The organism is Stenotrophomonas sp. WHRI 8082, assembly GCF_040223995.2.
GTDB lineage: Bacteria > Pseudomonadota > Gammaproteobacteria > Xanthomonadales > Xanthomonadaceae > Stenotrophomonas.
In genome coordinates, this window is the sequence record NZ_CP167826.1 from 2480954 (window position 1) to 2494916 (window position 13963).

The 13963-nt window shown below is 60.6% G+C and carries 12 protein-coding genes; 11 read left to right on the forward strand and 1 reads right to left on the reverse strand.

Annotated elements, in window-relative coordinates; translation table 11 throughout:
- Positions 1-40 precede the first annotated feature (40 nt).
- The 11 genes from ABRP17_RS10850 (at position 41) to ABRP17_RS10900 (ending at position 13283) form a co-directional block, all read left to right on the forward strand.
- Positions 41-409, forward strand: a complete 369-nt coding sequence (locus ABRP17_RS10850; RefSeq protein WP_192081121.1) for a DUF4398 domain-containing protein — start codon at positions 41-43, stop codon at positions 407-409.
- Complete coding sequence (locus ABRP17_RS10855) at positions 409-1293, forward strand: OmpA family protein (RefSeq protein WP_349984979.1); 885 nt, start codon at positions 409-411, stop codon at positions 1291-1293. The genes ABRP17_RS10850 and ABRP17_RS10855 overlap by 1 nt, the downstream gene beginning before the upstream one ends.
- Before the next feature lie 323 nt (positions 1294-1616).
- A complete protein-coding gene (locus ABRP17_RS10860) occupies positions 1617-1856 on the forward strand; it encodes a YdcH family protein (RefSeq protein WP_188325978.1) in 240 nt (79 codons plus the stop codon).
- A 199-nt stretch (positions 1857-2055) separates the two neighbouring features.
- Complete coding sequence (locus ABRP17_RS10865) at positions 2056-3426, forward strand: pyridoxal-phosphate dependent enzyme (RefSeq protein WP_349984980.1); 1371 nt, start codon at positions 2056-2058, stop codon at positions 3424-3426.
- A 126-nt stretch (positions 3427-3552) separates the two neighbouring features.
- Complete coding sequence (locus tag ABRP17_RS10870) at positions 3553-4743, forward strand: cystathionine gamma-synthase (RefSeq protein WP_349984981.1); 1191 nt, start codon at positions 3553-3555, stop codon at positions 4741-4743.
- Positions 4740-5522 carry an ABC transporter permease gene (locus ABRP17_RS10875; protein WP_349984982.1) on the forward strand — a complete coding sequence of 261 codons (783 nt, stop codon included), beginning with the start codon at positions 4740-4742 and terminating at the stop codon, positions 5520-5522. The genes ABRP17_RS10870 and ABRP17_RS10875 overlap by 4 nt, the downstream gene beginning before the upstream one ends.
- A complete protein-coding gene (locus ABRP17_RS10880) occupies positions 5512-6951 on the forward strand; it encodes an ABC transporter ATP-binding protein (protein WP_349984983.1) in 1440 nt (479 codons plus the stop codon). The genes ABRP17_RS10875 and ABRP17_RS10880 overlap by 11 nt, the downstream gene beginning before the upstream one ends.
- Positions 6952-6961: 10 nt before the next feature.
- Positions 6962-8737, forward strand: a complete 1776-nt coding sequence (locus ABRP17_RS10885) for a class I SAM-dependent methyltransferase (protein WP_349984984.1) — start codon at positions 6962-6964, stop codon at positions 8735-8737.
- Between the two features lie 37 nt (positions 8738-8774).
- Positions 8775-11138, forward strand: a complete 2364-nt coding sequence (locus ABRP17_RS10890) for a hypothetical protein (RefSeq protein ID WP_349984985.1) — start codon at positions 8775-8777, stop codon at positions 11136-11138.
- The gene (locus tag ABRP17_RS10895; RefSeq protein ID WP_349984986.1) at positions 11128-11859 is read left to right on the forward strand and encodes a glycosyltransferase; all 732 of its coding nucleotides are present in this window, start codon (positions 11128-11130) and stop codon (positions 11857-11859) included. Before ABRP17_RS10890 ends, ABRP17_RS10895 begins: the two co-directional genes overlap by 11 nt.
- On the forward strand, positions 11856-13283 hold the full coding sequence (locus ABRP17_RS10900; RefSeq protein ID WP_349984987.1) for a glycosyltransferase: 1428 nt from the start codon (positions 11856-11858) through the stop codon (positions 13281-13283). Before ABRP17_RS10895 ends, ABRP17_RS10900 begins: the two co-directional genes overlap by 4 nt.
- Here the strand turns inward: ABRP17_RS10900 and ABRP17_RS10905 are convergent.
- Positions 13274-13936 (reverse strand): hypothetical protein, encoded by a 663-nt coding sequence (locus ABRP17_RS10905; RefSeq protein ID WP_349984988.1) that lies wholly within the window; start codon positions 13934-13936, stop codon positions 13274-13276. The genes ABRP17_RS10900 and ABRP17_RS10905 overlap by 10 nt on opposite strands.
- Between the last annotated feature and the right edge of the window lie 27 nt (positions 13937-13963).

Genomic DNA, 13963 nt, shown 5'->3' on the forward strand with positions numbered 1-13963 from the left:
GGCACGGCCTCCCCAAATGAATCGACGTAGCTTCGCACAAATGCGCCACGCCCTGTATGTGACGGCGTTGGCATTCGCACTCTCTGCCCCGGCCATTGCGCTGGCGCAGGACGGCGCGCTGGAACTGGCGCAGGCACGGCAAGCGGTGGAAAAGGCCACCCAGGCTGACGCCGACCAATACGCCCCCGATCTGATCAACCTGGCGAGACAGGGCCTGGAGCAGGCCCAACGTGCGGCAGGCGACCGTCGGGAACGCAAGAACGCGCCCGCCATGGCCCTGCGTGTGGCCGCGGATGCCGACTTGGCCCGCGTCCGCAGCGAGGAAGCCACCGCCACCGCGCAACTGCAGTTGCGCCGCAATGAAGTTACCCAGCTGCAACGCCAGCTGGAAACCGGGGATGACCGCTGATGCGCGCACGTTCGATGTACTTGGCTGCGGGGCTGTTGACCCTGCCCCTGTTGGCCGTTGCTGCCGACGATCCGGCGGTACTGCAGCTCAACCAGCGCCTGATGGCGATCTCGGCCAATCCGGATACGGCCAACCTGGGCGCGTTCGAGCGCATGCAGGCGCAACAGGCGATCAGCACCCTCGATACCGCCAAGCGCCGCGACCAGGAGCTTGCCCGGTATCTGGCCGAGCGGCGGGTAGAGATCGCCGAGACTTCGGTGCGTGCGGCCTTGGCCCAGCGCGAAGTGGATCGGCTGGAACGCACCCGCAGTGACATGCTGATCGAAGCGAGCCGCCGGGAAGCGGCACGTGCGCGGCAGGAAGCCGAGCGTCTGCGTGTGCAGGCGCAGATCCAAGCGGAGGAGGCCGAACGGCTGCGACTCGCTGCGGAGAGTGAGGTGCTGGCCCGGCAGGATGCGGAGAACGCGCTGACCAGCGTGGCCGGCAAGCAGCAGCAGCGCCTCAGCGCGGCGCAGCAGAACGCGGCCAAGCTGGCACGCGAGGAAGCGGAGCTGGTGTCCGGCCAGAAGCTGCCGGGCAGCAGGTTCGACAGCCGTGGTGAGATCTTCACGCTGACCGGCGATGCGTTTGCCAGCGGTCAGGCCAGTCTGTCCAACGGGGCGAAGAACCAGGCCAAGGCGCTCGCCGAGTACCTGAACATCGGCAAGAAGGGCCGCGTGCGCATCGAGGCCTACGACAGTGCCAACGGCGTTGGCCAGCGACGTGCCGACGCGGTGCGCGACGCACTGGTTGCCGCAGGCGTCGCCGGCAATCGCATCCAGTCCGTCGGTAAGAAGGCTGCATCCACGCGAGCGCGTTCCGTCGAGGTGATTGTTTCACCTTAAAGTATTGTTTTCGTTAATAAATGCGAGCGGGTTCACTACATCCTGAACCGCTCGTCGCCCCGACCCGGCTATTTGTCGCGAGGGGCTTGAAGGCCCCCTTCGGCAAGCGTAGGGTCAATTGTCCGGGACGCATTCGGCGGACCGGACAGAAAGGAGGGCCGGGCCGATGCAATCGTGGCACGAACCAGCGCAGGCAGACATCCACGGGCCAGTGTGGAACGCCTTGCAGGACGTGGCCTTGCACGCGCCCGCCGTCCTTCCCTCAATCGACGCCCTGTGCCGAAAGGCCGGGGCGTTCGTGTTCCAGCTGAAGGAGGTACATCATGTTTGAAGATCAGTCCCAGAGCGAGATCGAAGCCCGCCGCGCGCGCGATCCGGAGTTCCGGACCCTGCATGACGAACACCGGAAGTTGAATCGCCAATGCATGGATGCCGAGCTCGGCGTTATGGCAGTCAGTGATATCACCCTGGGCCGGATGAAGCGGGAAAAGCTGCTGGCCAAGCAACGTCTGCAGCGCATGCTGGAGACCCCCGTGCAATCACAGACCTCCCCCGCGCATTGAGTTGACCCACAGCAAGCAGGCAGGCCACGGGTCCGCCCTGTAAGAACATCGCCGTTCCCTGTCGCGGGCGGCCTGGGCCTCCTCGTCGGCCCATGTCGTCCGCGTCACTTGGGGCTTGGTGCATTCCCCCTGACATTCGCGGTCAACCAGCGGATAATCCAGTATCCGGCCCTGCGCGGCGCGAACTGAAGTCCCCCGAATGCCCATCCATGCTTCCGTCCTTGATCTCATCGGCCATACCCCCATCGTCAAGGCCCAGCGCCTGGATACCGGTGTCTGCGAGCTGTTCCTGAAGCTCGAGAGCGCCAACCCGGGCGGCTCGATCAAGGACCGCATCGGCCTGTCGATGATCGAGGCGGCTGAACAGCGCGGTGACCTGAAGCCGGGCGCGACGCTGGTGGAGGGCACGGCGGGCAATACCGGCCTGGGCCTGGCGCTGGTGGCGCAGCAGAAGGGCTACAAGCTGGTACTGGTGGTGCCGGACAAGATGAGCCGGGAAAAGATCTTCAATCTGAAGGCCATGGGCGCTGAAGTGCGCCTGACCCGTTCGGACGTGGCCAAGGGCCATCCGGAGTACTACCAGGACCTCGCCAAGACCATCGCTGACCAGATTCCCGGCGCGTACTTCATCAACCAGTTCGGCAACCCCGACAACCCGGCGGCCCATGAGTTCGGTACCGGCCCGGAAATCCTCGAGCAGATGGACGGCGACCTGGACGCGATCGTGTTCGGCTGTGGCAGCTCGGGCACCATGACCGGTCTGTCGCGCGCGTTTTCCACGCTGTCGCCGAAGACCGAGCTGGTGCTCGCCGACCCGGTCGGCTCGATCCTGGCGGAATACATCAATGATGGCGTGCTCAACGACAAGTCCGGCAGCTGGCTGGTCGAAGGCATCGGCGAGGACTTCCTGCCGTCGATCGCTGATTTCAGCCGCGTCACCAAGGCCTATGCCATCACCGATGCGGAAAGCTTCCACACCGCGCGCGAGCTGCTGGGAAAGGAGGGCATCCTGGGCGGCTCGTCCACCGGCACTCTGCTGGCGGCAGCGCTGAAGTACTGCCAGGAGCAGACTACGCCGAAGCGGGTTCTCGTGCTGGTCTGCGACACCGGCAACAAATATCTGTCGAAGATGTACAACGACTATTGGATGCTGGACAACGGCTTCCTCGAGCGCCCGCAGCACGGTGATCTGCGCGACCTGATCCTGCGCCCGTATGGCCAGCGCGATACCGTAGTGATCGGTCCGAACGATCTGCTGACCACCGCCTACCAGCGCATGAAGCTGTATGACGTGTCGCAGCTGCCGGTCGTAGACGGTGACACGCTGGTGGGCATCGTCGATGAAAGTGATGTGCTGCTGCATGTGTACGGCGACGAAGCGCGCTTCCGCGATGCCGTCTCCACCGCGATGGTCAGCAAGCTTGACCGGCTGGATGTGAAGTCGCCGATCGAGGCTTTGCTGCCGGTATTCGACCGCGGCCAGGTCGCGATCATCATGGACGGTGACAGCTTCCTTGGCCTGATCACCCGCATCGATCTGCTGAATTACCTACGCCGTCGCGTTCAGTAACGCGACGTTTGCTGGAATTGGCCTCTGAATCCGCGTTTATCCGTGTCAATGGGCGTTAAGCCCACGCTGATAGACTCCCGACCCCTTGATGGCGACCGTGTTGGGCGCCCTGCAGGAATCAACTTAATGTCCGATTCGTCCAAGCCCGCCCACGCGCGTGCGTTGTCACTGGCCACGCTGGCCATCCATGGCGGCCAGTCGCCGGACCCCAGCACGGGCGCGGTGATGCCGCCGATCTATGCGACGTCCACCTATGCGCAGAGCAGCCCCGGCGAGCACCAGGGTTTCGAGTACTCGCGCACCCACAACCCGACGCGCTTTGCGTACGAGCGGTGCGTGGCCTCGCTGGAAGGCGGCTCGCGTGGTTTCGCGTTTGCGTCGGGCATGGCGGCCACGTCCACGGTGATGGAACTGCTGGATGCCAGCAGCCATGTCGTGGCGATGGATGACATCTATGGCGGCACGTTCCGCCTGTTCGAACGCGTGCGTCGTCGCACCGCCGGGCTGGATTTCAGCTTCGTCGACCTGACTGACGTGGCGGCCTTCGAGGCAGCGATCACGCCGGCCACGAAGATGGTGTGGATTGAAACCCCCACCAACCCGATGCTGAAGATCGTCGACATCGAGGCGGTTGCCGCCGTGGCGAAAAAGCACGGGCTGCTCGTGGTGGTCGACAACACCTTCGCCTCGCCGATGCTGCAGCGCCCGCTGGAACTCGGCGCGGACCTGGTGCTGCACTCGGCCACCAAGTACCTCAATGGCCATTCGGACATGGTGGGCGGCATGGTGGTGGTCGGTGACAACACCGAGCTGGCCGAGCAGATGGCCTTCCTGCAGAACTCCATTGGTGCCGTACAGGGGCCGTTCGACAGCTTCCTGGCCCTTCGTGGCCTGAAGACCCTGCCGCTGCGTATGAAGGCGCATTGCGCCAACGCGATGGCCCTGGCGCAGTGGCTGGAAACCCAGCCGGCAGTGGAGAAAGTGATCTATCCGGGGCTGATGAGTCATCCGCAGCACGAACTGGCTACTGCACAGATGAACGGTTACGGCGGCATCGTGTCGATCGTGCTGAAGGGCGGGTTCGACGCCGCGAAGCGGTTCTGCGAGCGCACCGAGCTGTTTACGCTGGCCGAGTCGTTGGGGGGTGTGGAGAGCCTGGTGAACCATCCTGCGGTGATGACGCATGCCTCGATTCCGGTTGAACGGCGGGAGAAGCTGGGGATCAGCGCGGGGCTGGTTCGGTTGAGTGTTGGGGTTGAGGATCTGGGGGATCTGATGGTGGATCTGGAGCAGGCGCTGCAGGAACCTGCTGCATGAAATCGCGTCGCTTGGAACTGATGTTCAGCCTGACCAGCCGGGACATCCAGAAGAAATACAAGGACTCGGTGCTGGGCGCGCTGTGGGGCGTTCTCGTGCCACTGATCATGCTGGCCATCTACACCGTCATCTTCAGCGCGATCTTCAACGCGAAGTGGAAAGGCATCGAAGTACATAGCAAGGCTGACTACGCCGTGCTGTTGTTTATCGGTCTCATCGTGTACAACATTTTCGCCGAATCTCTGGCGCGTGCACCCTCGGCAGTACTGGGTAGTCCCAACCTCGTCAAGAAAGTGGTATTTCCGCTGGAGGTGCTACCGGCCGTCGTTGTCATGTCATCGCTCTACAACGCTGGCGTCGCTTGTGTGGCTTTAGTGGCGTTTCTGGTATTCAGCAGTTTTGGTCTCCACTGGCAGATCATAGTGCTGCCCGTTCTTGTCATTCCGATGATCGCACTGACACTCGGCGTGACTTATCTGTTCGCCTCGCTGGGGGTGTTCTTCCGGGACATTGACCAGCTGGCTGGACTGCTCGCTCGTATTCTTCAGTACCTGACGCCGGTGCTCTACCCGTCGATCATTTTCCCCGACACGGTGGGGCAATGGATGCGATTGAGCCCTCTAGCGATCTACGTCGAGCAGATCCGCGCGTTGATCGTGGCGGGGACGATGCCGGACTGGGGCTCCTACCTTTGGGCTGTCTGCTGGTCCGGAGCGATCCTGTGGCTCGGATACTGGTGGTTCCAGCGCACCCGGAGGGCTTTCGCAGATGTCGTCTGATGATCTTGTCATCGATCTGGCTGGAATCAGCAAGGTCTTCCATATTTATGAAAAGCCGTCGCAGCGCCTTGCGCAGACATTGTTGCCGCGCCTCGGTCGGCTTCTGCCAGGAGGCTTTGCCGCGAATCTGGCCAACAGCCAACGTGCGCGCGAGTTCTGGGCATTGCGCGACGTCAACCTCAGCGTCAAGCGAGGTGATGCCGTAGGCATCATTGGCCGCAATGGTTCCGGCAAGTCAACCCTGCTGCAGATCATTGCAGGAACATTGGCGCCGACTTCAGGCACTGCTCGTGTCAATGGGCGCATTGCTGCATTGCTGGAACTTGGGAGTGGATTCAACCCGGACTTCACCGGCCGTGAAAACGTCGTGCTGAACGGCATGATTCTGGGCCTGACGGAGCGTGAGGTCATGGATCGCTTCGATGCGATCGCTGCATTCGCGGATATCGGCAGTTTTCTGGACCAGCCGGTGCGGACCTACTCCAGCGGCATGATGCTCAGGCTGGCGTTTGCTGTGCAGACGCAGGTTGAGCCCGACATTCTCATCGTCGACGAAGCTCTGGCAGTAGGCGATGCGCTTTTCCAGAAGCGCTGTTTCCAGCAAATGGAAGCGCTTCGTGCCAATGGCTGTACTCTGCTGTTGGTCTCCCACGACCAGGAATCAATTCGAACGCTTACCGACCATGCAGTGTTGCTGCGAGACGGGGCCGTGCGTTGCGCCGGGCCTTCCTCGGAGGTTGTGCTGGAGTATAGAAAGCATTTGCATGATGACGAACGGGCTTATTACGCCTCGGTAGCTGCGCAGCATCTTCAGCACGCGCAGAAGATCATCGAATCGCAAGCGTTGGCACCCGTCCCGTCGGCCGAATTGCCGGACGATCTCGCTGAAGAGCCTGCTGCCGCCGATCGACAAATTTCCGACACACTTTCTTTCGGCGATCTTGACTGCCTCATTGAGTCGGTAGCCGTGAAGGACGCAACCGGAGCGGAATGTGCGTACTTCCTGCCAGGTGACCGTGTCGTCATCGAAGTCACTGCACGACCACGGCGTGATCTTGAGAAGCTCCATGTGAACCTGCGCCTCCGCAACAAGGAAGGCGTCAAGCTGTATTCCTGGGGAACGTTGAACCAGGACATGCAACATTGGGCGAGCAATGGATCAGCCAGCAAAGGAATATGGGATCGGGTTTTTCCGGCCGACACGCCCTTTTTAGCCCGTTTTGACTTCGACTGCGCGCTTGGCATGAATTTCTACGAAGTGCAGGCGTCTGTTTCGGAGGAGCTTGATCGTCACGGCGGCTCTCAGCGCATGCTCCACTGGCGCGATGAAGCGGCGTTCTTCCAGGTAGGCATGCGGCAAAAGGAATACGTGTTCGGCGGTGTCTGTGATCTGCGGATGCATGCTGAGATCATCGAACGGCAGGATTGAGGAGAGTCGCGTGACCGATCTACAGTCGTCGTATGCAGTTAGCATGCCCCCGGCGGTACTGCGGGTGGTCGAAAATCGACTGCTCTCATGGCTGCCGCCTGGTCGCGTACGTGTCTCGGCGAATGCGCCGGGTCTCAAACGTGGACTGAGAGCAGCGGGCGTCGAGGTCGTGGAGTCGGGAGAATCCTTGGCGTGTGTACTCGTGGTAGAGGACGGCCGTGAGGATGCGGAGGCTGCGGTGCTTTCGCAGATTGTACAAGCTGCTGGGGATCATCTCTGTCTGGTTATAACAGGCCACAAGCTCGACCAATCACGCCGCGTCTTCTGGGAAAGAGCGATGCAGCGTGCAGAGTGGAGAAAACATCCGCGCACTGAGGCAGTTGCGCCATACGGTGAGCTGGATCGGGTTGCGGGCGTTCTCGTGCTCGCCTTTGAGCCGGTGCGCGCTGCAGCGCTTGAGCGGTACCCCTTGGAAGTACTTGAGTCCGAGCGCGATCTGCACACCGATATGACCCGGGAAGCGGGGCGGCGCTCCGACGCGCATATGGCCCGCTATGCCCAGGCGAGCCAGTTCATTCGTGACGGCGACAGGGTGATCGACGTGGCATGCGGTCTTGGCTATGGTACAGCCCAGTTGGCTCGAAATAGCCGTGCCTCTTCGCTGATCGGTCTCGACGCGAGTGAATATGCGGTTGACTATGCAAACACCAACTTTTCCGATGTCGCATCAATTGCCCTTAACTTCAGGGTGGGTGACGCCCAGAACTTGGGCGACATGGCCGATGGTTCTGCCGACTTCGCGGTTTCCGTTGAAACATTGGAGCACTTGCCGCAGCCCGAACTGCTGTTGGCAGAACTAGGTCGCGTTCTCGTGTCGGGGGGCCTTCTTTACGCTAGCGTTCCCAATGATTGGTCTGATGAAACGGGGGAGGATCCCAATCCGTTTCATTTCCACGTTTATGACTGGCAGAGGCTGGTTGATCAGTTCCGGTGCAGCGGCTTCGTGATCGAGAAAGCATGGCTTCAGGATGCAGGTGGAGGGCAGAAGCGTCATCTGTCCACACGATCCATGCTTGAGTTCGACCCACAGTCCGGACCCATGACTGATGGTGAGTGGCTACTCGTGCTGGCGCGCCGATCGGAACAGGATTCGACGAATGTCGAAGATCCGCTGCGTATCGCCAAGGAACAGCTGGCATCTGGCAGTCGGAGCGAGGCGATTCTTCTGCTGGACTCGCTCACGCAGGATCGCTCCCACGCGCACCCGTTGCTCCCATGCATCGCCCATGCAACGCTCGCGGTCATTCACGCGCGTGCAGGAGAGGCGACCAGGGCGGCGGACGCGTGGCTGCAGTGTGCAGAGCGCGGGCGCCCGATGCTGGAGGAACGAGGGCTGCGCTCAGCTGCATCCGCGTTGATCGCCCTTTCCTACGACGCAATGCAAGATGAGTCGCGCCCGCTGGCCGACCTTCTAGCGAATCATCACGCTGCTGCGCGCATGCTTGCCCTTGACGTGCCTGGTTCAGTCAGCGATGAGTTGAGTGATCGAGCAGTGGTCTATGGTCTATCTGCCGAATCGGGTGGCGTGAATCTGAGCCATGAACAAATCCGGCAGACGATGGAAGCCAAGAGTTGGCTGGATGCCAAGTACAAGGAGCACGTGATGAAAATCACGGAGATGGAGCTCTATGTGACAGAGTTGGAGCATGCTCGTCATTGGCTTGACGGGCAGTATCACTCACTGACCGACCAAGTCAGGCAGTTGCGCCTGGCAGGTAATGCCTGACCAGGAAACCGGAGCATACCCATTGACCATACAGGCCATGCGTTGGTCGTCCAGGCTGGATTTCGAAGCTGAAGGCCGCTTGATTGCCGACCGGATCGCCGCGTTGACGGGGCCTGTCCGTCTGGCGCTTTTGGGTAGCGACAGTGTGGCTTTGCTTCCCGGGCTTCTTGGGTTGGGCATGGCCCCCTTGGTGGTGGACGCTGAGCAGCGCAGTACCTGGTTGGGTGAGCGCCACCCAGGCGTCAGGCAGCTCACCGTCGCGGAGCTCTCGGAAGAAGGGGTAGTTGTTGAGGCGACGGTTGAGGTCATAACATCGCCCGACGAGGTTATGCCGCGCTGGGATCATGAACTCGCTCCGGTGAAGATTGTCGTGGTGCCCACCATGATGTCGAATGAGCGGCTATCGTCATGGCGCAGTGATGCTTCACGTAATGGCTGGGGCCAACACGTACGACAGGGTCTAGTAACTTGGCACGGCGACGCGCTCGACGCCCATGGGATACGCCTTTTGGCATTCATGAAAGGGGGGCTCCGCGTTGATCGCGACGATCAACGCAGGCAGGTCGCGCGAGCTGAACGCCTCACCTCCTTGATCAGGCCCAACGACGAAGTGCTTCTCGCGACTCACGGAGATGCGCAGTACTCGCCCATCCTCGCAGCAGGGGCACGGCCGTCGTCGATTTCAGTAGAGATTCATAGCCAAGGCGTACTGACGGTAAGCAGCGCCGCCGAGCTCTCTGATGTCGATTTCATCGTCATTGATGATGTAAATGAACTCGCCAGTGCCGACGCAGCAATCACATCACTAACGCGCCGTCTTCGGCGAAGCGGCCGACTCTCCCTTAGCATGGACTTCGGTGCAGGATGCGCGCCTGATAGTGTCCTGCCTGCATTGCGTGAATTGATGTCCCTGCACGGACTTGTGATCGAGCGCGCTTGGTGGCAATGGAGCGATGAGTCAGGTGTCCCGCGGCCCATGCTTGAGTTCGACCTGAACTCAGGAGCGGCTTGGGAGGAATCGGACGCCACGGGCTTCACGCTCGTCGCTTCTAGAACGAGGGGCGGGGAATGGCGGACCCAAGGAGATGCTCGCGCGCCGAACATCACTGCATTTGATCGTGACTACGCTGACCCTACTATCGTCAGGTCGCTGGTGTCTCTTGGCCTGCGCATGGAGTCGTCACGCCTTCGTCGTGACTTGGCGCATGACGTTCTGCGCACCGCCACGTTGCGGAGCGCAGACGAAGGCGCCGCATTGTGCGTCCTGTGCTACGACTGGTTTTCATCACCGTCGAGGACAGCCGCCGACAGTCTGCTTCCCCGTGTCAGCGCCTATCTCATCGGCGACGCGACGAATCCGACAGCGTTGCGTTGGCAGGTTTCCCTTGCTTACGTTGCCGGTCTCATGTACCAGCAGTTGGGCGAGCGCTCTGGTGCTATAGCCCGATTTGAGTACGTGTTGGACTGCGATGTACTTCACTTCAGCCCGCTCCTGGGCACAAAAAGCGTCGCTGCAGCTCTTGCGCTCGGCTGGATGGCGCATGCAGACGATGACGATGTTCGCGCATGCGCGTATTGGAGACATGCGCTCGTGGAAGCGGAGCGGTTGGTGCGAACCGGTGACTGGTCTGAGGTGAGAGGCAGTCTGGATTCGCCCGAGACGTTTGGCATGCCGGAGCTTGCGAGCGTGCTGGATGAAGCCGGCAGGGCAGCTTCTGCCCTCAGGGTCATGAGCGAGCGGCCCTCACGTTCGGCTGGCCTGGCGTGGCAGGCAGCAAACGCTTCGTGGTCCTCGCTTGCTCGACAGTCCGCATGGCAGGGTGCTGCGGACAGGGCTTGGGCCAGCAAGGTCCAGGAGGGAAAAGACTGGTTGGAGGGTCAATACCACTCGCTTACCGCCAAAGTGAGTGAGCTGGAATGCGAGATCAAGAAGGTGGTGCATGTAAGCATTGAGCGGAAGGCTGAGCGCGATGGTGCCATTGCGGCGTATCGCTTGGCAGATCGCAGTCATCGCGAGAAAGCAAGCTCAACGGCGCGGCAGTTGGCGTCCGCACGAGAATCCTTGGCTGGCGCTGAGGCAGCCTACCAATTGGCGCACAAGGCCTACCTGCACGCTCAATCCTCCAGCGCAGAGGAACTGCGCTTGTCCGAGCGGCGTGTTGAGCGCCTGACGCATTCGTTGGCTGCCAACGAAGCTCAGCGAGGAGAGCTTGGCTTGTTGGACGTTCAGATACAGCGGCTTCTGCATGTATTCGGGCAACAATCCGGTGGTGGCATCGGTGATAATGTGCGCGCGATCAAGGATCTGGCGGAGTTAATGGAAATGGTTCCCCCACGTATCCTGCGTTTTGTAAGAGCCTTGGCCGAGAGGCGAATCAGGAGCAAGAAGAGTGGCCTTTGACCTCAGTGTTGTAATCACCTTCCATAAGGAAGGACTGCTCGCACATGCGACGCTGCGGAGCTACGCGCTTGCGAGGCGGCACGCGGCGAGTGAGGGCTGTTCGGTCCAGTTCGTTCTGGTGCTTGATAATGTCGATGCAGAGACGAGGCGGCTCGTCAGCGATCACCCAGATCTTGATGGAACCGAATTGATCGTGGAGTCGCACGCCGGCGATTCGGCACTTGCGCGGAATGCGGGTGTCTCCAAGGCAGGCGGGCGCTACATCTGCACCTTGGATGGAGATGACCTGATCAATCGTGACTACTTCCATGCACATGTCCAGTTCGCGGATTCCAATCCGGGCCGGATCATCCTGCATCCGGAGTTCGTCGTGAGCTTCGGGATGTACAACGCGTTCAACTGGCAGATTGATCAGCGCGGCCGATACTACTCGCGTGACTCGCTATTGCTGGTGAACTTCTGGATCAGCGCTGTGTTTGCATCCCGTGAGGTATTCACTGAAGTGCCTTACGTAGCATGCTTCCCGGGATCAACAGGATTCGGGTATGAGGATTGGTACTGGAATTGCGAAACCACTGCGGTCGGGTACGAGCATCTTGTGGTTCCCCGAACCGCATATTTCTATCGGCGCAAGCTATCCGGCTCGGTAAATGAGGCGAGCAAAGCCATGCAGGTCGTGATGCCACGTTCCCGTCTGTTCGATTTCAAGGCGTCCGTATGATCCATCGTATTCGAAAAATAATCGGGCTGATGCGCCAAGTCAGTCTTGAGCAGCTTGTGCGTAACCCACGCATGGAGCTCGGTCGGATCATGGGCTGGTTCGCACGCCGCATCGGGCGCGCTGCCGATGTCGCGGCGCATGGTGCGCCGCCGATGCCGGAATGGTTGGCACAAGAGATGGTCGCATTGGCGCATATAGAGCCCGAATTGCTCAGCGCACATGGGGACGTGCGCCAGTACAGCCATTACGGCGTGCCTGTCATCCCTCGTCCTGGCGAGCTGTACAGAAAGCTCCTTGAGGAACTGGGCTCGTTCGATTACACGCACGTGATGACCTTGCCCTGGCTCGTGCCGGGCGGAGCGGACCGAGGCGCGCTTTACCATCTCGAGCTGTGGGCAAACCTTGTGCCGGCCAGCAGTATCCTTGTGCTTACCACAGAGAACTCCGATTCACCTTGGGCTGATCGGCTGCCGGCGGGTGTCAAGCTTGTTCAGTTCGGTCGAATTGTTGGTGAAATGTCATTCGAGGCTCAGGTTGCGCTTATGACCAGGCTTCTGGTACAGCTGCAGCCCGATGTGCTTCATAACATCAATTCACGAGTAATGTGGGAGGCGACGAAGGTGTCCGGCTTGGCGATCCGCCAACGAACGACCATTTTTGCGTCGCTGTTCTGCGACGACTACGACATGAACATGGTTCCGGTGGGTTACGCACGCTCTTACCTGCGCGAGTGCTATCGGAACCTGGCTGGCGTGCTTTGCGACAACTCGGTGTATCCGCGTAAGTGGTCTCGGGAACTCGGTGTGCCGATCGAGATGTTCGTGGTCGTTCCGTTCCCCTACGATCGTGCTTTTGAGGAGCGCAGTGCTTCTCAGTCCAACGGGATGCGTCGTCGGGTACTGTGGGCTGGACGCTTTGATCGTCAGAAACGTCCGGACATCCTGGCGGCCGTAGCCGCTGCGATGCCCGAGATCGAGTTCGATGTCCACGGTGCAGCAATCATCAGTGGCGGAGACCCGGCGATGACGGAGCTCGCCAAGATGTCCAACGTGCATGTCAATGGACGGTTCGCCCGTTTGGAGGACATCGTAAGCGACTCCCATTTCGCCTACCTGCACACGGCAGCCTGGGAGGGCGTGCCGACGATTCTCTTCGATGTGGCCGCTGTCGGGCTGCCTATCGTTGCACCGGATGTGGGTGGCATTCGTGACTTCGTGTCGCCAGAGCGACTCGTGCCCGTAAGCACAGATGTCCAAGGCTACGTTGACCGGTTGCGCATGTTGCACAGTTCGGACCAACTCTGGCGTCAGGTGCGGGCTGAGCAGTACGACAGTCTCCGTGAGGGGCGGAGTTGGACGGCTTTCGCCGAGCGTGCATCGGCCGTTCCTGGGCTGGTACCGCCTCCAAGTCCCGGTCAGCCGTAGTACTTGCGCAGCATGGTTGCGAGGTAGTTTTCATCGAATGAAATGCCCAGGCGGGACGCGCTCTCCTGGGCTGCACGTGATTCAATGGGAAAAGGGACAGTACGCTCTAACGCTGTATATACGGCTTTGCGATTCAGCACGCTTTCGAACTCGGCTACGATCTCATGCATAGGCAGTGAGCGGGGTGTAGCAATCGCCACGGGTTCGGTCAAGGCGTCAGGTGAATGCTGAAGCAGCTCTTCAGCGATTTGAGCGACGTGATCGACATCGATCAAGTTGCGTTCCACCCCGCGCTGCAGGGTGAAGCTGCGAGCATTGACGATTGCGTCATGCAGGAAGTTGGTAAGCGTGTTCGGGTTCGCCGATCTTCCGACAACCTGGGGCAAGCGATACACCACTTGACCTTCGGCCAAAACCTGTTCTTCCATCATTCGTTTATGTTCGAAGTACGGTGTCGGCACCTGGTGAGGGTTCCCCACCGCGCAACTGCTGAAATAGATCAGCCTGCGCCCCGATTCGAGGGACTGACGTAGCAACGCACTCTCTCGGTCGAATGCCGCTTGCGCGCGTTCCGCTGAGTTGGAAACGCCGGACGCAAAAACCACCACATCGTCATTCGTGCTGAACCGTGCGGCGAAAGCGCGCGCAAGCATGCCTGCCCCGACGATCACGACGGACGG